General features: G+C 63.0%; 19 protein-coding genes and 1 tRNA gene. 12 read left to right on the forward strand and 8 right to left on the reverse strand.

Translation table 11 applies throughout. From position 1 onward, the window contains the following. Window positions 1-3: 3 nt before the first annotated feature. Both secD and yajC read right to left on the reverse strand, forming a co-directional pair. A complete protein-coding gene (secD, locus tag ASD76_RS06765) occupies window positions 4-1,614 on the reverse strand; it encodes a protein translocase subunit SecD (protein ID WP_055920244.1) in 1,611 nt (536 codons plus the stop codon). Between the two features lie 20 nt (window positions 1,615-1,634). Further along, complete coding sequence (gene yajC, locus ASD76_RS06770; protein ID WP_055920247.1) at window positions 1,635-1,955, reverse strand: preprotein translocase subunit YajC; 321 nt, start codon at window positions 1,953-1,955, stop codon at window positions 1,635-1,637. A 173-nt stretch (window positions 1,956-2,128) separates the two neighbouring features. On the opposite strand from yajC, the gene ASD76_RS06775 reads away from it, so the two are divergent. The 6 genes from ASD76_RS06775 (at window position 2,129) to accC (ending at window position 7,146) form a co-directional block, all read left to right on the forward strand. Then, window positions 2,129-2,205, forward strand: a tRNA-Pro gene (locus tag ASD76_RS06775). 76 nt (window positions 2,206-2,281) lie between these two features. Continuing rightward, the gene (locus ASD76_RS06780; protein ID WP_055923027.1) at window positions 2,282-3,163 is read left to right on the forward strand and encodes a DMT family transporter; all 882 of its coding nucleotides are present in this window, start codon (window positions 2,282-2,284) and stop codon (window positions 3,161-3,163) included. Window positions 3,164-3,241: 78 nt separating this feature from the next. After that, window positions 3,242-4,705, forward strand: a complete 1,464-nt coding sequence (locus ASD76_RS06785) for an ATP-binding protein (RefSeq protein ID WP_055923029.1) — start codon at window positions 3,242-3,244, stop codon at window positions 4,703-4,705. 88 nt (window positions 4,706-4,793) lie between these two features. After that, window positions 4,794-5,228, forward strand: a complete 435-nt coding sequence (gene aroQ / locus ASD76_RS06790; RefSeq protein WP_055920249.1) for a type II 3-dehydroquinate dehydratase — start codon at window positions 4,794-4,796, stop codon at window positions 5,226-5,228. Window positions 5,229-5,345: 117 nt separating this feature from the next. Beyond that, entirely contained in the window at window positions 5,346-5,792 is a 447-nt protein-coding gene (accB, locus tag ASD76_RS06795) for an acetyl-CoA carboxylase biotin carboxyl carrier protein (protein WP_156457572.1), read from the forward strand. A 4-nt stretch (window positions 5,793-5,796) separates the two neighbouring features. Continuing rightward, complete coding sequence (gene accC / locus ASD76_RS06800) at window positions 5,797-7,146, forward strand: acetyl-CoA carboxylase biotin carboxylase subunit (protein WP_055920255.1); 1,350 nt, start codon at window positions 5,797-5,799, stop codon at window positions 7,144-7,146. A gap of 3 nt (window positions 7,147-7,149) precedes the next feature. On the opposite strand, the gene ASD76_RS06805 is transcribed toward accC, so the two are convergent. After that, a complete protein-coding gene (locus ASD76_RS06805) occupies window positions 7,150-7,563 on the reverse strand; it encodes a low affinity iron permease family protein (protein WP_055923030.1) in 414 nt (137 codons plus the stop codon). A 141-nt stretch (window positions 7,564-7,704) separates the two neighbouring features. On the opposite strand from ASD76_RS06805, the gene ASD76_RS06810 reads away from it, so the two are divergent. Further along, window positions 7,705-7,911: a TOBE domain-containing protein gene (locus ASD76_RS06810; RefSeq protein ID WP_055920258.1), complete on the forward strand. Its 207-nt coding sequence runs from the start codon at window positions 7,705-7,707 to the stop codon at window positions 7,909-7,911. Window positions 7,912-7,915: 4 nt separating this feature from the next. On the opposite strand, the gene ASD76_RS06815 is transcribed toward ASD76_RS06810, so the two are convergent. Beyond that, entirely contained in the window at window positions 7,916-8,404 is a 489-nt protein-coding gene (locus tag ASD76_RS06815) for a hypothetical protein (RefSeq protein WP_055920261.1), read from the reverse strand. Between the two features lie 126 nt (window positions 8,405-8,530). Between ASD76_RS06815 and ASD76_RS06820 the strand changes: the two genes are divergently transcribed. Further along, window positions 8,531-9,535, forward strand: a complete 1,005-nt coding sequence (locus ASD76_RS06820) for a L,D-transpeptidase family protein (protein WP_055920263.1) — start codon at window positions 8,531-8,533, stop codon at window positions 9,533-9,535. A 62-nt stretch (window positions 9,536-9,597) separates the two neighbouring features. On the opposite strand, the gene ASD76_RS06825 is transcribed toward ASD76_RS06820, so the two are convergent. Further along, window positions 9,598-9,984, reverse strand: a complete 387-nt coding sequence (locus ASD76_RS06825; protein WP_055920265.1) for a nuclear transport factor 2 family protein — start codon at window positions 9,982-9,984, stop codon at window positions 9,598-9,600. Window positions 9,985-10,237: 253 nt separating this feature from the next. On the opposite strand from ASD76_RS06825, the gene ASD76_RS06830 reads away from it, so the two are divergent. From ASD76_RS06830 to ASD76_RS06840, 3 genes are all read left to right on the forward strand, one after another. Beyond that, entirely contained in the window at window positions 10,238-10,909 is a 672-nt protein-coding gene (locus tag ASD76_RS06830; RefSeq protein ID WP_055920271.1) for a hypothetical protein, read from the forward strand. 535 nt (window positions 10,910-11,444) lie between these two features. Next, window positions 11,445-12,902, forward strand: coding sequence for an FG-GAP-like repeat-containing protein (locus tag ASD76_RS06835; RefSeq protein WP_055920274.1), 1,458 nt, complete (start codon window positions 11,445-11,447; stop codon window positions 12,900-12,902). Window positions 12,903-13,020: 118 nt separating this feature from the next. Next, the gene (locus ASD76_RS06840) at window positions 13,021-13,494 is read left to right on the forward strand and encodes a hypothetical protein (RefSeq protein WP_055920278.1); all 474 of its coding nucleotides are present in this window, start codon (window positions 13,021-13,023) and stop codon (window positions 13,492-13,494) included. Between the two features lie 369 nt (window positions 13,495-13,863). Here ASD76_RS06840 and ASD76_RS06845 read toward each other — a convergent pair whose 3' ends face one another. From ASD76_RS06845 to ASD76_RS06855, 3 genes are all read right to left on the reverse strand, one after another. Further along, on the reverse strand, window positions 13,864-14,607 hold the full coding sequence (locus ASD76_RS06845) for a hypothetical protein (protein ID WP_055920281.1): 744 nt from the start codon (window positions 14,605-14,607) through the stop codon (window positions 13,864-13,866). Next, window positions 14,607-15,005, reverse strand: a complete 399-nt coding sequence (locus tag ASD76_RS06850) for a DUF6152 family protein (protein WP_055920284.1) — start codon at window positions 15,003-15,005, stop codon at window positions 14,607-14,609. Before ASD76_RS06850 ends, ASD76_RS06845 begins: the two co-directional genes overlap by 1 nt. Before the next feature lie 61 nt (window positions 15,006-15,066). Further along, window positions 15,067-15,531, reverse strand: a complete 465-nt coding sequence (locus ASD76_RS06855; RefSeq protein WP_055920287.1) for an Lrp/AsnC family transcriptional regulator — start codon at window positions 15,529-15,531, stop codon at window positions 15,067-15,069. A gap of 201 nt (window positions 15,532-15,732) precedes the next feature. On the opposite strand from ASD76_RS06855, the gene ASD76_RS06860 reads away from it, so the two are divergent. Next, on the forward strand, window positions 15,733-17,361 hold the full coding sequence (locus tag ASD76_RS06860) for a histidine kinase dimerization/phospho-acceptor domain-containing protein (protein WP_055920290.1): 1,629 nt from the start codon (window positions 15,733-15,735) through the stop codon (window positions 17,359-17,361). Window positions 17,362-17,398: the final 37 nt, after the last annotated feature.

Here is a 17,398-nt window from a genome sequence, read left to right on the forward strand (position 1 = left end):
GCCTTACAAAACAATGTCCGCCGGCCGCTTCTTGCGCAGCCAGCCGGCGACCCACATGCGGGTCAGGGTCACGGCGGTGAACACCGAGGTGACGATACCGATCATCAGCACCACCGCGAAGCCGCGGACCGGGCCAGTGCCGAACAGGAACATGATCACTGCGGCGATGACGTTGGTGACGTTCGCGTCCATGATCGCGCGGCTCGCTTCCTTGTAGCCCATCTCGACCGCCTGGACGACACGCCGGCCTCTGGCGCGTTCCTCTCGTATGCGTTCGTTGATCAGCACGTTCGCGTCGACCGCGGCACCGACCGTGAGCACGAGACCTGCGATACCCGGCAGGGTCAACGCGGCCAACGGGCCGAGCAAGGCCATCGTGCCGAGGATCATCAGCAGGTTCAGGATCAGCGCGATGCAAGTGTAGACGCCGAAGCGGCCATAAGTCGCGATCATGAAGACCATCAGCAGCCCAAGCCCGACAAGCAGGCCGATCGCGCCCTTCTGGATCGAGTCGGCGCCGAGGTCCGGACCGACCGTGCGTTCTTCGATCACGGTCAGGTCGATCGGCAGGGCGCCCGAACGCAGCGCGATGGCGAGCTGGTTGGCGGTCTCTACCGTGAAGCCACCGCTGATCTGCGCCTGGCCACCGTCGATCGGTTCATTGATGTTGGGGGCCGACAGCACCTCGCCGTCGAGGATGATGGCGAAAGGCTTGCCGACATTCTCGCGCGTCAGGATGCCGAAGCGGCGGCCACCCGCGGAGTCGAACTGGATCGACACCACCGGCTCGTTGGTCTGCGGATTGAACGACTGCTGGGCATTGGTCAGCGAGTTGCCGCGAATGCCGCCGAGCCGCTTGACCGCGATCGACGTGCCCTGGCCGATAGTGCCTTCAGCGTAAGGAACGATCTGGCTGCCCGGAGGGGCGATGCCCTGCTGGATGTCGGACTGCAACGCGGTCTGGTCGACCAGCTTGAATTCGAGTTCCGCCGTCTGGCCGAGCAAGTCCTTGAGCTGCTGCGGATCCTGCAGGCCGGGGACCTGCACCACGATGCGGTTGTCACCCTGGCGGATGATCGTCGGCTCGCGCGTGCCGAGCGCGTCGATACGCTTGCGCACGACTTCGGTGGCGCTCACCATTGCGTTCTTGACCGCTAGGTTGAGCCCGGCAGAAGTCTGCGTGAGGACAAAGCGGCTGCCGTCGACGACCTGGATCTGCCAGTCACGCTGGCCCGTCAGCCCGGCGCCCGTGGTCAGCGGCTCGATCACACCGCGGGCGGCGTCGACCTGGCTCGGATCTTCGAGCAGGAACGACAGGCGGCCGTTGGCTGTGGAGATGTCGCCGATGCGGATCCGCGGGTTGGCGTCGCGAAGCCCCGTGCGGACCGATTCTTCCATCGTTTCCAGGCGCTGATTCGCGACCTGGCGCGGATCGGCTTCGAGCAGGATGTGGCTCCCGCCCGCAAGGTCGAGCCCGAGGTTGATCATCGGGCTTGGGAGGAACTCGGGCCAGCGAACGTTCGTCAGCGAAATCAGCGAAGGAACCGCCGCAAGCGCGAAGAAGAGCGTGATCGCCCAGAGATAAACGCGCTTCCAGGTTGGAAATTCAAGCATTTGGGCAGGACCTTGGCGGATCAGTCGTTTGCGGGGGTGCCGCCGGGGGGAACGATGTCGCCGATGGTCGACTTGACCGCCTTGACCTTCACACCCTGGGCAATTTCGATCTCGACATAGAGATCATCGACCTTGATCACTTTGCCGATCAAGCCGCCGGCAGTGACGACCTGATCGCCCTTCTTCACCGCGGCGATCTTTTCGCGCTGGGCCTTCTGCTGGCGCATCTGCGGGCGAATGATGAGGAACCAGAAAATGGCGACCATGCCGACGATCGGCAGGAACTGGACCCATCCGGGAGCGGAGGCCGCAGTCGACCCTGCGGCAAGAATTTCAAGCATGTTTTCGGCCCATCCAATCGGCAACGAAGGCGGGGATATTGTGGGAGGCAAACCCCATTACAACTCCCCCTCCCAAACTAAGGCGGACCCGCTAGCAGCAAAGCAAAGGGGGTGCAATCAGCGCCGCTTGCGTTGCCGCTGACCCTTGCCTATAGGCCCGGCCTCCACTGGATCGGGACGTAGCGCAGCCTGGTAGCGCATCACACTGGGGGTGTGGGGGTCGCTGGTTCGAATCCAGTCGTCCCGACCAGTGGATTTCCGGCAATTCGATCGCCGGATGGGCAAACGGATTGGGCCTCAATCCGGCCGAATCCGTGAGTTCCTGCATGACAGCACCCCACCCAGTCCGCGGAGCGCTCCTATGCGTAGCCGCACTGCTGCTGTTCGCCTGCATGGACGCAACCACCAAGTACCTGACCGCGAGCCACGAAGTGCCGCTGATCGTGGCGGTCCGCTATCTCGGCAACCTGTTGATGATGATCGTGGCCTTCGCCCCGCATCACAAGATGGAGATGGTCCGCACCCAGCGTACCGGGCTGGTGCTGGTCAGAGCCCTGTGCCTCGCCATGGCATCGTTGCTGATCGGGCTCGCGCTACAACGCATGCCTGTTGCCGAAACGACGGCGATCACCTTTCTCGCGCCGATCCTGCTGGTCGCCATCGCCGGCCCCTTGCTCGGAGAGCGTGTCGGCTGGATCGGCTGGCTGGCGACTCTCGGTGGCTTTGCCGGAGTCATCCTGATCGTCCGTCCGGGAAGCGGGTTGCCTTTGACCGGCGTCGTCCTCGTCCTATGCGCGGTGGTCTGCAACCTCGGATACCAGGCCTTGTCACGCATTCTGGCGACGACCGAGAAGACCGCCGCCTTGTTGTTCTACACCGCGCTGGTCGGCTCGATCCTCTTCAGCCTCGGCCTGCCGTGGTATCTCGAAGACGCGGCCCCCTCGTGGTTCGAGGTCGTCTTGTTCGCCAGCCTCGGAGTCTACGGGGGCCTCGGCCACTTCATGTTCACCGCTGCCTTCCGTTATGCGCCCGCCTCGCTGATCGCCCCGCTCAACTACCTGCAACTCATCTGGGCCGGACTACTCGGCTGGATCGTGTTTGGTGACGTGCCTGATGGCGTGACGATTCTCGGCATGGTCATCGTGGCGCTGTCCGGCGCCATGATCGCCCTCAAGACGCGCCGGCCGCCGGAGAAGCGTACGGCCTGAGCGGCTGGCCGCCTCACAACTCTGGAAAACGGCAGCCGGGGGATTGTTGCCTTCCCGCAGACCCTTATGCGCACTGGTGTGAGTGCATCGGTAGAAATTGGCGTTGCCCCCGACGGGCGTCCTGTCACGATCGACATAAAGGAGCTGCTGGCTACCCGCCTGCTGGTGCAGGGCAACAGCGGCTCGGGCAAGTCACACCTCCTGCGTCGCCTGCTCGAAGAGAGCGCGGCGATGGTGCAGCAGGTCGTGATCGATCCGGAGGGCGACTTCGTCACGCTGGCGGACCAGTTCGGCCACGTGGTGGTCGACGGCGGGGCCTATACCGGCGCTGAACTCACTCGCCTCGCCAGCCGCATCCGCAAGCACCGCGCTTCGGTGGTGCTCACGCTCGACAGCCTCGAGGTCGAAGCGCAGATGCGCTGCGCCGCGCTGTTCCTCTCGGCCTTGTTCGATGCGCCGCGCGAAGATTGGTTTCCGGCGCTGGTCATTGTCGACGAGGCGCAGATGTTTGCCCCCTCGGCCGCCGGCGACGTCACCGACGAGGTGCGCCGCTTGTCGCTCGGCGCCATGACCAACCTGATGTGCCGCGGCCGCAAGCGCGGTCTTGCCGGGATCGTGGCGACTCAGCGACTGGCAAAGCTCGCCAAGAACGTCGCCGCGGAAGCGTCCAACTTCCTCATGGGCCGCACTTTCCTCGACATCGACATGGCCCGCGCCGCCGACCTCCTTGGCATGGAACGGCGCAGCGCCGAAGAGATACGCGACCTCGAGCGCGGCCACTTCCTCGGCCTAGGCCCGGCGATCAGCCGCAGGCCGATTGCGGTCAAGATCGGGCCTGTGCGGACGGGCTCGCAGGCTGTATCGCATGCGATGGCGCCGCCACCCTCGGTCTCAAGCGAAGAGTTGCACGCGCTGCTGCACGAAGCGGACGCGCACACGCCTGCCCCGCCCCCCACTCCGCCAGTCCCGGTTGTCGCCGCCGAAGAATTGATCGGCCGGATCGAAGAGATCGCAGCGATCGACGAGGCGCCCCAAAGGACTTCCGAGCCGGCGGACGCGGCGGCCCCTGACGACAGCGAGCAGGTCATCTCGCGAATCCTGGCCGAGATGGCATCCGACAAGGAAGCGCCGTTCCGCAACTCGGCAGCGCTGTTCCAGGATTTCTCGATGCGCTGCCGCATGCAGAAGATCGGTGTGCGCGGGGTCGGCCTGACCGATTTTCGCCGGCGCTTTGCCTTCGCTGTTGCTGGCCTCGGGAGCCCGCCTGCTGAGGAATGGGCCGACATTACGCGGGCGGCGCAGGACGTGCCCGATGATCTCCTGGCACCCTTCCTCATGCTCGCCCGCGCTGCGCAGGGGAACGAGACTTGCCCTGAGGACGAAGAACTGGGCCGGGTCTACGGAACCACTTCTCCCGGGCGAATCCGCCGGCTGCTGGAGTATCTCGAAAAGAGCGGATTCATCGCGGTGCGGACCGATTTCAGCGGGAGACGATCCGTGTCGCTGCCGCAACTCGGGACAGCCACTGCACCGGTGGATTGAGGGCTCCAAAGAAATTCCCAAGCGCTAACCCTCTCGCGCTCCCCTCGCCTTGGCGCTATGGCCCCGGCCAGCGCCAAGGGGGAGCAGTATGTCGAATAGAGTTCTCGTCCTCAACGGACCCAACCTCAACTTGCTCGGCTTGCGCGAGCCGGAGATCTACGGCTCCGACACGCTCGACGACATCGCCGGACGGCTCGAAGACCGGGCCAAGGAGCTTGGCCTCGAAATCGACCTGCGCCAATCGAACCACGAAGGGCATTTGTGCGACTGGCTACACGAAGCCCAGGCAGAGGGTATGAAGGCAGTGCTGCTCAACGCTGGCGCGCTCACGCACACCAGCCTGGCGCTCTATGATGCGATCCGGTCGATCAAGACTCCGGTGATCGAAGTACACATTTCCAACCCCGCCGCGCGCGAGGCCTATCGCCACAAGAGCTACGTCGGGATGGCCGCCAAGGGCACCATCGCGGGGTTTGGCGCGTATGGCTATGAAATGGCCCTCGAAGCAGCCGCCAGGCTGTAGCGAGACGTATCGCTGGTACTTGCCAGCGCCGAACACCGCGCGCATAGCGCCGGGCTTGTTCGACCAGGATAGAGGGATCGCATGGCCGAAAGTAACAATCGCGGACGTGGAGGCAGCATGAACGTAGACACCAAGCTGGTGCGCGAGCTGGCTGAGCTCTTGTCCGAAACCGGCCTTACTGAAATCGAAGTTGAAGACGGGGACCGGAAGATAAAGGTCTCGCGCGGAACGGTTGCTCCAGTGCAGGCCTACGCCGCAGCTGCGCCCGTTGCCGCCGCTCCTGCGCCTGCCGCAGCGGCTGAAGCCGCACCGGCCGCCGCCGAAGTCGCCGCCAGCGCCATCCGCTCACCGATGGTAGGCACGGCCTACCTGTCTGCGGAGCCGACTGCCGATCCGTTCGTAAAGGTCGGCGACAAAGTCTCGGCCGGCGACACGCTGTTGATCGTCGAAGCGATGAAGGTGATGAATCCGATCACCGCCACCGCGGGCGGCACGGTCAAGCAGGTCCTGGTCGAGAACGGCCAGCCTGTCGAATACGACCAGCCCCTGATCGTGGTCGCCTGACACCATGCCTATTACCCGGCTCCTGATCGCCAATCGCGGCGAAATCGCGCTGCGCATTCACCGCGCAGCGCATGAGATGGGCATCGAGACCGTGGCGGTTCACTCCACGGCCGACACCGACGCCATGCATGTGCGGCTGGCCGACCATGCGATCTGCATCGGCCCGCCCCCGGCAACCGACAGCTATCTCAACACCGCGGCGATCATCTCGGCTGCCGAGATCTCGGGCGCCGACGCGATTCACCCGGGCTACGGCTTCCTGTCGGAAAACGCCCAGTTCGCCGAGATCGTCGAGGCTCACGGGATCGCCTGGATCGGGCCCAAGCCCGAGCACATCCGCACGATGGGCGACAAGGTCGAAGCCAAGCGTACGGCGGGGGCCCTCGGCCTGCCGCTGGTGCCGGGCTCGCCTGGAGCCGTCTCCGATCCCGAAGTGGCTGCCAAGATCGCCGACGAGATCGGTTATCCGGTGATCATCAAGGCCGCTTCGGGCGGCGGTGGACGCGGGATGAAGGTGTGTAACTCACCCGACCAGCTCGCCACGCTGATGAAGCAGGCGGGCAACGAGGCCAAGGCCGCGTTCGGCGACGATACGGTCTATATCGAAAAGTACCTCGGCAATCCGCGGCACATCGAATTCCAGATCTTCGGCGACGGCAACGGCAACGCCATCCACCTGGGCGAGCGCGATTGCTCGCTGCAGCGGCGTCACCAGAAGGTGCTCGAAGAAGCGCCCTCCCCGGTCATCACCCCGGAAGAACGCAACCGCATGGGCGGGATCGTCAGCAAGGCGATGGCCGACATGGGCTATCGCGGCGCGGGGACGATCGAGTTCCTGTGGGAGAACGGCGAGTTCTACTTCATCGAGATGAACACCCGCCTGCAAGTCGAACACCCGGTGACCGAAGCGATCACCGGCGTCGACCTGGTGCGCGAACAAATCCGCGTCGCCGACGGCAAGCCGCTCTCGGTCCGCCAGGAAGAGATCGAGTTCAAGGGCCACGCGATCGAGTGCCGCATCAACGCAGAAGACCCGTTCACGTTCGCCCCGAGCCCCGGCCTGGTCACCGCCTATCACGCAGCGGGCGGCATGCACGTGCGCGTCGATAGCGGGCTCTACGCCGGCTACCGCATCCCGCCGTACTACGATTCGATGATCGCCAAGCTGATCGTCTACGGTCGCACCCGCGAAGGCTGCATCATGCGCCTGCGCCGCGCACTGGAGGAAATGGTGGTCGAAGGCGTGAAGACCTCGATCCCGCTCCACCAGGCGCTGCTGCGCGATCCCGACGTGCTCAACGGTGACTATTCGATCAAGTGGCTCGAAGAGTGGATGGAGCGGCGGGAAAGCTGACGGCTAGCGCCGCTGCAGCAGCCGGGCGACCGTTTCGCTGGTCGTTGCGGACTTGCCGCTCTCGATTTCGATCTCCTCGATCTCCAGCGCCTCGCGGATGCGCTCGATCTCGATGTCGGTGAGATGTTCGATGCCGATGAACTGACCGCGCGCCTGCTCGACCGCGCGGATCAGTTCGTCGAGCTTGGCCTGCATCGCGGCCGCATCGCGGTTTTGCGAATTCTGGATCAGGAACACCATCAGGAAGGTGACGATCGTCGTCCCGGTGTTGATGACCAGTTGCCAGGTGTCGGAGAAATTGAACAGCGGCCCGGTGACCCCCCAAACGATCACGATCGAGAGCGCCAGGAGAAAGGCTAGCGGTTGACCAGCCAGGCCGGAGATCCGTGTCGCTATATGGGTGAATAGCTTGTCCATGATCCGAGGAACGAAGTTATCGAACCCCGGTGCCCGGCGCATCAGGGCCGCCAATTCCATCCACTGATTTTCCGAATGGCTGGGCGAACGGCCGTGTCCGAGCTAGCTTAGACGCCAGAATAGCGGCGAAAGGCCCTTCTCATGAAGATCAGCGCACGCAACCAGATCGCCGGCACGGTGCTGTCGTTCGATCACGGGGCGGTCAACGGAACCGTCAAGATCGACATCGGCGGCGGCAACGTCATCACCTCTAGCATCACCGAGGAAGCGATCGCCGACCTCGGGCTCACGACCGGCGACAAGGTCACGGTCCTGATCAAGGCGAGCGACGTCCTGATCGGCAAGTAACGGCTCAGCTGGGCGGGCTGCAGCGCTTCCCTTCGTACTGGAAGCGGTTGAGCTCATAGGCCGTGCCATCCCAGCGTTCGACCGGGAAACAGAACCCCGGGCCGCCAATCTCAAGGTCGGGCCAGCCCCCTGCCCCCTTTTGCTCCAGCACGTTGACGATCCCCGGACCGCCGGTGACCAGTTTCCACTCACCGTTCGCCTGCTTGCTGACGATCACGTAGCCGACCTCGGTCGAGCCGAAGCAGAACACGCTGCCCTCGGTGATGATAGCCTCGGGCCGCCCATCGCCATTGAGATCACGCACTTCCGCGATCTCGCCGGGTGTGTAGCTCGCCGTGCCTGGGTCCTCGCAGCCGCGCCACTGCCCGCCCTCCTGCTTGAACCCGGCCGCGCGGAAAGCCGCCGCGCTATCGGCGCTGGAAAGCTTGTCCTGCGAAGCGGCAGGCGAGGCGAGGAAGATCAGCGAGAGGGCGGCAATCGATAGAGCGCGCATGGGGCCTCCGAGACTATCGGTGCGACCATCGGCGCAGCTTACCGATCGCAGCGGTCACCTGCAATCGAACCGAGCAAGGGAAAGCCCCAATAGAATCGCCCGTCCGGTTGTCTCATCATGGTCTCCATGAATCGAACCGCCCTCCTCCTCCCAACTTGCGTGGCCGCCTGCCTGGCGGCGAGCGCAGCCAATGCCCAAGCCGTTGACCGGGGTGACCGGCCGATCCTCTCGATGGCGGGCTCGCTGAAGCCGGGAGAATATGTCTGGGCTCCCGAGCTAAGCCCCGAAGGACCCGCGCTGCTGGTGGTCAATCTCGAAACCCAGCGCGCCGTGCTGTTTCGCAATGGCGTGCCGATCGCCGCCTCTACCGTCTCGACCGGCACCGAGGGCCATGAGACGCCCACCGGCGTCTTCACCATCCTCCAGAAGCGCAAGGAGCATTACTCCAACCGCTACAACAACGCCCCGATGCCCAACATGCAACGGCTAACCTGGGATGGCATCGCTCTCCATGCCGGGAAGCTGCCCGGCTACCCAGCCTCTCATGGCTGCATCCGCCTGCCGATGGCCTTTTCCGCGCTTCTGTTCGACGCGACGCAGCTCGGCATGACGGTCGTCATAACCAGCATACCCTCATTGCCGCTGGGCTCGGCAGCGCCCCAAATCGCCGTCCCCGCCACGTCAACCGACGAGCAGCCGCTCGCCGACGCGCCGTTCGATTGGCATCCGGAGCGCGCGCCCGAGGGGCTGGTCTCGGTCGTCGTCAGCGTGGCAGACCAGCACGCCATCGTGCTTCGCGGCGGGGTGGAGATCGGATCGGCCCCGGTCCGGGCCTTGCGCCCGGTAGACAGCGGCACCGCCTACATGCTGCGCGCCTGGGACAACACCGGACGGCACTGGCTGAAGGTCAAGTTCGCCGGCCCCGGCGACAGCATGGAAGTGTCCATGGACGAGGCCGGCCAGTTCGACGTCCCCTCAGGCTTCCGCCGCGCGATCTCCGATGTCCTGCAACTCGGGAGCGTCATCATCGTCACCCCGGAATCGCTCACGGCCGGCGGCTCGGGCAGCCCGCTGAGGGTGATCGAGGACGAGGACAGTTCGGAGGCGCAGGACCAAGCGGGCGGAGAGTAGAAGCGGTCAATCCGCTAACGCCCAAAAACGGATATCATGGATGTGTCGTCCAACGCCCCAGTCTAATCGCCATCGTCGGCTGCGACGGGATAGTTAGCACCCCATTCTTCAATCAGTTTGTGATCGCGAATGCGGCCAACGAGTATGCCGGCAATCTGGAGCGGTTGCGGGACCGAATGGATGGTCCATGTGTATGCGAGCGAAAACACATCGCCGCTGCCCAGGAGGTATTGCCAATCCTGGGTGATGGATGCTCCGTTGAAGCTGTCCCGCATCCCCTCGACGGCCCGTATATGGGCATCCCGACAGTCAAAAACGGTTCCGTTGATATTCTGGAACACGACGGCAGCATCTTCCAAAGCCATGAGGCCGGAGAAGTCACTTCTCTCCCAAGCCGCTTTTTGCGCTTCGATATATTCCTGCGCAAAGCGATTCACATCGTCTGCCATCCAGGACTCCCCTTTGGCCAAAGAAGACGCAATCGAGGGGCAAAGACAATCAGAAAACGGCGTCGGCCAGTTTGTCCGTTCACCACCCATTGCGGACGTTCCGACCGGCCTGAACGCAAATTGACGCCCGCTCCAAAGCGGACGGGCCGCAAACGACCCCAAACGGTCGTTAAGGATATCAGAACGACAGGCAGTTAGGCCCAGCTCGAGCGACCCCGCACCTGCGCGCGCTCGCCTGGAGATTCATTGTTCGATGGATGATCAAGCACGGAAGATACAGGTTCGAGCAAGGAACGTTTTCAAGGTCGCAGCCATCAATCTTGTGTTCTTTTTTGCTGTGGCGATCCTAATTCCGATCTTTGGGGCCAGCTTTGCCGCCAACTTGTTTCACGAGGGCTTGTATTCGGAACTTTCCGCTTATTGCGTAGAAAGACCCTGCAAGGTCGCTCCAGCGACAGTAAGCGCGGTCTACTTGCTTCAAGCCTTCTACTGCCTGTTGTTCCTTGTATGGGCGTGGGGCAAGGCGATCCTCTCTCGGGCTCGTCTCAAATCGGCATTTCTTATTTCGGCACTAATAGCTATGCTTCTAATAATAACTGTTGGCCAACAGTTCGGCTTTGAACGAGATTCAATTTTTGCGAACCGGGTATATGACTACCCAATATACCTGATGCAGCCAGCATTTCTGATGATTGCTGGATGTTTAACTGCGCATACATTGGCCGTTATGCCTCCGTACATTCTCGACAAGTCTGGGCCAAAACCGAAATTAGTTTATCTTGACGAAAACTCTCTCCCCACTTGGCGAGACGAGTTTGCGATGAAGCCGCAGGTTTTCCGGCGTCTCGCGCTCTGTTGGGTGCTGGCTGGTGCTCTGTTGGCTGTCTTGGCCCTCGCAAAGATCATCGCATCGTTTGCCCAATAGTGTGGGTACGGGAAGGTCCGCTAACCACCCATTACCGCCGTTACTAACTCAGAGAGCTCATCCCGAAAGCAGACGTTCGGCCTTGAGGTCTCTCTCAGCATATCTGCAATGTCCCACATGAGTGGCAAGAGACGTTTGGGAAGTGACGTAAGAGTACGGTCGCAACTCATCCGTTTCGACTTCGTACCGATTTTTTTTTGGGAAAAGGCGCAGTAACTTTGTTGGACGTAGGTTTCCTACTTGCGCTTAAGAGGCCTTTCATGGTGCTGGTCCTGAGCCGACCAAAAATGGTCTGAGACATCAACCGGGTGAGGGGCGGATGATCCGACATACGTTCTGGTTCGCATGCATGTTGTCATTATCGGCATGCGGCGGCGGGTCCTCTGGCGGAGGGGGAGGTAGCGCACCGACACCCACGCCCACACCAGCGCCTTCTCCGTCACCAACTCCCACTATGGATATCCGGGACCTGTCCGCAACAACACCGAGTGGGGGATTTCTTGTTACTGGGACAGCCACCGCTAGCGGAGCGGGCGTGGGCTTTGCCGGAGCAGCCCTGGGAGACGTAAACGGCGACGGAATCGACGATTTTGCCGTCGGCGTCGCCCGCGACAAGGTCGCAATCATCTTTGGCAGTTCGACACCGCTCGGAAGCTTAGTCGGCTCGCAACAAGTGTTGGACTTCGCCACTATCACTCCAACTCAGGGCTTCCTGATTGAAGGAGCATCGATCGTCGCCTCTGCAGGTGACATCAATGGCGACGGGCTGCAGGAGATAGCCCTCGGGCGTCCCACTGGCGTCCCGAACAATCAGGGCGACGGCTACGTGATCTTCGGAAAGCAGGGGGCGTTCGGCCAGGTTGCCAACGGTCAAGCTGTCATTTCCCTCGCTACTCTGTCGCCGAGCGACGGCTTCCTTGTGCGCGGAAAGGAAGGCGGCGACGCTTCAGCCACCGATATTTCCGCGGCCGGAGACCTAAATGGTGACGGAATTGGCGATCTGCTCGTGGGTTCGCCCTATGCCGACCCCGTCGGAGCCCAGTTCAACAGTGGCAATGCCTACATTGTATTTGGGCATACGGGGACGTCTTTTGGGGCGCTGGTCGGCGGAAGGACTATCGTTTTTCTGGGGGGGCTAAATCCCGGAGAAGGCGTCTTGATCTCGGGCGACGGTGCCGGCGCCTACGCAGGTACCAGCGTTGCTCCGCTGGGTGACTTCAACGGCGATGGCATCGACGACATTGTCATCGGCGCGCCGGGACAGACGACGCTCTATACAATCGGTGGGGCGGCTTATGTCGTTTTTGGAACGCGGGGAAGTTTCGGGCCGACAGTCGCCGGGCAAACGACGCTCTACACGGGCACGCTCAGTCCATCGCAGGGGTTCCTGATGGCGGGAGACTTCGCATCCGGACTCGGTCAGGTCGTCCGAGCCGCTGGCGATTTGAATGCCGACGGCCTGCCAGATCTCGTGGTCGTCAGCCACACCCCAGATAGCTATGGCGCGAGCGCTTTCGTTGTGTTTGGAAGCAGAAACCTTCTCGGTGAGGAGATCGCTGGCCGTCGGGTCCTGAATATGGTGACACTTCCACCCAGCGTGGGCTTTGCATTCAAGGGCGCAGTTCGAAGATTGTCGGCGGCGCGTGCTGGCGACTTCAACGGGGATGGCATCGACGATCTGTTGCTGGGCGATCAGGGGCGCGATGCTGTGGCTACCGGTTCGGGTGTGGGCTACGTAATCTATGGATCCCGGCAGCCATTCGGTGTCGTCGTCAACGGTCGTGGCGTGATCGACCTGGAAACGGTCCCAAAGGCTGCGGGCACTATCTTTCGTGGCGTAGCTGCGCAGGATGGTGCGGGCTACGCGGTCGCAGGCCTTGGAGACGTCAACGATGACGGGAGGCTAGACATGATGATTGGCGCACCCACCACACCTCTATTCGGGAGCGGTCGGGCGGGTATCGCATATGTCATGTACGGTCTTGCCCAATAGCTCGGAATGACATTGCCTGCCTGCAAATCCTAATGCCGAAGGTCCGCAATGGGTCGAAAGGAGACTGTCCGCAAACGACCCATTGCGGTCATAGTCCAAGCGAAGCACAACGTGGCGGATGAGACTGGCGATAGCACTTTCACTTGCGTTCTCGTCAGTGTTGTCCGGCTGCGGTTCGGCGTCCAACGATGGCCGTGACGATTGCACCCTCCGGGCGGTAGAAGAAGTAACCGGTTCAGGTGGGCTGAGAGCCACCCTGAGTGTGCCGGAACAGTATCGTTCGGGCGTTGAGACTTCGAATGGCGGCATCATAGTTTACTGGGGCGATTGCGACTTTCCCCTCAACGCCTTCCTTTCATACGAGACCGCAAGTCACATAATCGAAGTTGCGCCCGCACGCACACTTACGGATAATGTGCACGGCTTGCGTCTCGTCGACGCAGAACTTTTCATAGAGATGCTCAAAGATGGGTCGGAGGGTCCGAGTTTCTTCGTCTCAAAGGTCGGTGACATGAAACCGATCACCAAGCCCCGCACCCCTCTCGAGGCCGAGCGATATGTTGTGCCGGAAGTCGGGGATTCACCGCTTTAGCGAGCGTCCGCTTTCCACCCATCTCGGTCATTCCGATCGGCAAAAGGGCAAATCGGCCCTCGCTCCAAAGCGGCCCGTCCGCAAACGACCCATTGCGGACATTGCATCGGCTCGCCACAAGCGAAGCATGAGGTGGCGCTACGGATATAGTTGGGTCGTGTTCTTTGGAGCTGCTGCAGCTACGGCATTCGTTTCCTCAACCGAGTGGTCGAGCCGCATTGTCGTATTGGTAGTAACGACAGTCCCCATCTCGATTTGGCTGCTGAGACGAATTGGCGCGACAAAAAGTTAGAGTCCGCTTTCCACCCATCCCAGTTGTTCACACCGGCAATCGGCCTGACCCACTGCAGACGGTCCGCTTTCTACTCGTCACTCCCCCGCCTTCCCCGCCTCCTGATACTCCAGCGCAAATGCAGGATCGCACTCGTAGGGGTAGACATACTGCCCCGGCTGCTTCGCCCACTGGATGTAACGCGCGCCGTTGTTGTCGAGCACTGCCGGGTCCTCGAACCACTGGGTCGCGATCAGCCGCTTGCCGTCCGGGCTCAGCCGATAGCGTTCGACCATGTGAATGTCGGCGCTGTGATCGAGCCCGTTGTTGGTGATCGTCGAAGGCGCGAGGTGAGTGGTGTCGACCACCAGCTCGTCGCCTTCCCAGTGGCCGATCGAATGACCCATCTTCGAATGCGGCGCATCGGCCGGCGGATGGCCGCGGCCGTCCATATGCACCAGGCGGACCTGGTCGAAATACTCGTACTTGAACACGATCAGCTCGGGCGTCTGGAACACTTCGAACGGGAACGGGCCCTGGATCGCGTAGACGATCGAGGGCGCGAGGCACACGCGCGACAAGGTCATCTCGTCAGCCGGCTTCCACGCATTGGCCTTAGCCAGCGCCTCGGGCTTGAGCTTGAGGCCGCCGTATTCGCCCTCGGGAAACTCGACCACGCCGGTGTCCGCGATAATCACCGTGTCCGGCGGCAACTTGGCGACGAGGTCGGCCGGCGGATCGCCCGCTTCGAAACTGAGGTTCCAGAACCCGGTGAGGTCAGCTTCCGCGAAAGCGGGCGCGGACAGCGTGAGCAGCGCCGCGCCAATAAAGGCCGTCCGCATCAGCTCTGGTCCGCCTGTCCGAAGGGGGCAGTCCCAACCAGGCTTCCGTCCGCATGGACCGCGCGGCGCAAGCGCATGTACGGCTTGCCGTCGCGCGAGGGCCAGCCTTCGATGGTGATGGTCTCGCCGACCTTGATGCTGTCGCGCGTCCAGCCGCGCCGCTGCAGCACCACAGGTGCGTTAGTCTCCGCCCGCCATTCGCTCACCTTGCCCTGCGCGTCGGTTACATCGAGCACCACCGTGCCGTGCGGATTGGTGAAGCGGAACGAGGTCACCTTGCCGGTGATGGTCACGTCCTTGCTCGGATCGAAATAGACGGCGAACGAATGATGAGCCTCGGCGGCAACTGGCGTCAGGCATGCCAGTGCTGCAGCGACGATTAGCGCGCGACTTCTCATGTGCGGACCTCTCCCGGATTTTTCGGCACGCTAGCACCATCGCCCCAGACGGCGAAAGCGCCTATTCCAGCGGAACGCCCGGCTCGTTTTTGGCGGTGCGGATGGTCAGCGACGTCTTCACGCTGGCAACGTTGGGCGCCGGGGTGAGCTTGCTGGTCAGGAACTCCTGGAAGCTCTGCAGATCCTTGCTGACAATCTTGAGGATGAAGTCGATCTCGCCGTTGAGCATGTGGCACTCGCGGATCTCGGGCAGCCCCTTGATGTGCTGTTCGAACGCGCGAAGATCTTCTTCCGCCTGGCTCTTGAGGCTGACCATGGCGAAGACGGTGATGGTGAAGCCGAGGCGCGAGGGATCGAGGTCGGCATGATATCCCCTGATGACCCCCTCTTCCTCCAGCGCGCGGACCCGGCGAAGGCACGGTGGCGCGGTCAGCCCGACACGGCTCGCGAGATCTACGTTAGTGATGCGGCCTTCGGCCTGCAGTTCGGCCAGGAGCCGGCGATCGATTGAGTCGAGCGTTGCCATCAAGCCGGTTACCGCCCCCCTATTAACTATGAGCGTAATTTTGCGCCGCACAGTGCGGCAATCCCGTAATATTATTGTTTATGGCGGCAATTGTCCCGGTTTGCAACGCACGATGCGTTCGCCGTTCCACCTTTGAAAAGTGTCGCTAAGTGGCAGTCTGCGTATTGCTGCGTGTGACTTTCCACGCTTACCGGAGCGCCGATGCTGTTCGATGATCGCCTTGCTACCGTCCTGCGCTTTCCCGCGCAGAGCGAGCTGGCGTCCCGTACACAGTACCGGCAACTGCTCGACCTGCTTGGCAGCATGCCGGCCGATACGCCGAGCCAGCTCACCGAATCGGCCTTTGCCCGGTTGGGCGATCTGGCGGACGAACTTCCCGCTGCGATGCAGTCGGCCATCCTCAGGGCTCCCGGTCTCCGGCTCCGCAATCCGAGGCTGGTGGCGTGGCTGGCTCAGTCAGAGCCGCAGGCCGCCGCCGCCGTGATGGCCACGGCGCAGTTGACCGACAGCGAGTGGGTCGAGCTGATCCCGCGGCTGCCGCTGACCGCTCGCGGCTTCCTGCGTCACCGGCGCGAGCTGCCGCCCGGCGCTCGGCAGGTTCTCGACCGGCTGGGCGTGAGAGACCTGGTTCTTCCCGAGCCCGAGCGGGTCGAACCTGATACGCAATCCGAGGACCCCGGCATCGGCGCCCTCGTCCGCCGGATCGAGGCGTTCCAGAATGCCAAGCGCAAGGGGCCCACCGCTCCGCGTCTGCCGCTGGGTGACGGACGGGACTTCGACCACGAGCACTTCCGCCACAGCCGCGCGTTCGACTTTTCGACTGACGCGCAGGGCGTCGTCACCTGGGCCGATCCGGCGATGGCGCCAATGGTCGTGGGCCTGGCGCTCGGCCCGGCCCGGCCCGATGCGCTGGCCGTGCTCGACGCGGCCGGGGCGAAGACCATGCTCAGGCGCCTGCCGCTGCGCGGGGCGAGCCTGAACCTTGACGGCACGGCCGAGATTGCCGGCGAATGGCGGATCGATGCGGCGCCGGTCTTCTCGCCCGACGAAGGGCGCTTCACCGGCTACAACGGCCGCATGCGCCGGCCGCTGCCGGTGCTCGCCGCGACATCCACCGCGGCTCCGGTCAAAGCTGGCGGATCCGGCGACCGGATGAGGCAGCTGCTTCACGAATTGCGCACGCCTGCGAACGCGATCCAGGGCTTTGCCGAGATGATCCAGCAGCAGATGTTCGGCACCACGCCCAACGAATACCGCGCCCTCGCCGCCGCGGTTGCCGTGGACGCGGCGCGGATCATGGCCGGGTTCGACGAGATCGACCGGCTTGCGCGGTTGGAATCGGGCGCGCTCGAGTTCGAGGGTGGCCAATGCGATTTGCGCGAGGTGGTGAACCAGCTTCTGCGCCGGCTCGACGGCGTGCTGCGCCAACGTAGCGCCCGCATCGAGTTTGAGGCCGAGGGCCCGGACTTCACCGTCGGGATCGAGCGGGACGATGCGCTGCAGCTGATCTGGCGCTTGCTCGCGACCCTGGCCGGGGCGCTTGCTCCGGGGGAGATCATCGATCTCACTCTGACGGTCGGTTCGGGTCAGGTGACGATGGAGCTCGACATTCCCGGTTCGATGATGGGCGATACCGACTTATTTGCAGCGACCGCCACGTCCCAGCCGCGCGCGGTGTCGGCCGGGATGTTCGGCAGCGGGTTCACCTTCCGGCTTGCTCGCGCCGAAGCCAGGGCTGCGGGCGGCGAGCTTGAGCGGCAGGAAGACCGGCTCCAGCTGACGTTGCCGAGCTTGACCGATGCGCGGGTTACCCTCGATAGAAGGGGCTAGGCGGATCGACCGCTACCGAGGGGGGTGAAAGCTAAGT

Source organism: Altererythrobacter sp. Root672 (genome assembly GCF_001427865.1).
In the GTDB taxonomy this organism is placed as follows: domain Bacteria; phylum Pseudomonadota; class Alphaproteobacteria; order Sphingomonadales; family Sphingomonadaceae; genus Croceibacterium_A.

Coding starts and splice junctions, on each gene's coding strand:
- secD (WP_055920244.1), bottom strand. CDS start 1,614: ATGCTTGAATTTCCAACCTGGAAGCGCGTTTATCTCTGGGCGATCACG.
- yajC (WP_055920247.1), bottom strand. CDS start 1,955: ATGCTTGAAATTCTTGCCGCAGGGTCGACTGCGGCCTCCGCTCCCGGA.
- ASD76_RS06780 (WP_055923027.1), top strand. CDS start 2,282: ATGACAGCACCCCACCCAGTCCGCGGAGCGCTCCTATGCGTAGCCGCA.
- aroQ (WP_055920249.1), top strand. CDS start 4,794: ATGTCGAATAGAGTTCTCGTCCTCAACGGACCCAACCTCAACTTGCTC.
- accB (WP_156457572.1), top strand. CDS start 5,346: ATGAACGTAGACACCAAGCTGGTGCGCGAGCTGGCTGAGCTCTTGTCC.
- accC (WP_055920255.1), top strand. CDS start 5,797: ATGCCTATTACCCGGCTCCTGATCGCCAATCGCGGCGAAATCGCGCTG.
- ASD76_RS06805 (WP_055923030.1), bottom strand. CDS start 7,563: ATGGACAAGCTATTCACCCATATAGCGACACGGATCTCCGGCCTGGCT.
- ASD76_RS06810 (WP_055920258.1), top strand. CDS start 7,705: ATGAAGATCAGCGCACGCAACCAGATCGCCGGCACGGTGCTGTCGTTC.
- ASD76_RS06815 (WP_055920261.1), bottom strand. CDS start 8,404: ATGCGCGCTCTATCGATTGCCGCCCTCTCGCTGATCTTCCTCGCCTCG.
- ASD76_RS06820 (WP_055920263.1), top strand. CDS start 8,531: ATGAATCGAACCGCCCTCCTCCTCCCAACTTGCGTGGCCGCCTGCCTG.
- ASD76_RS06825 (WP_055920265.1), bottom strand. CDS start 9,984: ATGGCAGACGATGTGAATCGCTTTGCGCAGGAATATATCGAAGCGCAA.
- ASD76_RS06830 (WP_055920271.1), top strand. CDS start 10,238: ATGGATGATCAAGCACGGAAGATACAGGTTCGAGCAAGGAACGTTTTC.
- ASD76_RS06840 (WP_055920278.1), top strand. CDS start 13,021: ATGAGACTGGCGATAGCACTTTCACTTGCGTTCTCGTCAGTGTTGTCC.
- ASD76_RS06845 (WP_055920281.1), bottom strand. CDS start 14,607: ATGCGGACGGCCTTTATTGGCGCGGCGCTGCTCACGCTGTCCGCGCCC.
- ASD76_RS06850 (WP_055920284.1), bottom strand. CDS start 15,005: ATGAGAAGTCGCGCGCTAATCGTCGCTGCAGCACTGGCATGCCTGACG.
- ASD76_RS06855 (WP_055920287.1), bottom strand. CDS start 15,531: ATGGCAACGCTCGACTCAATCGATCGCCGGCTCCTGGCCGAACTGCAG.
- ASD76_RS06860 (WP_055920290.1), top strand. CDS start 15,733: ATGCTGTTCGATGATCGCCTTGCTACCGTCCTGCGCTTTCCCGCGCAG.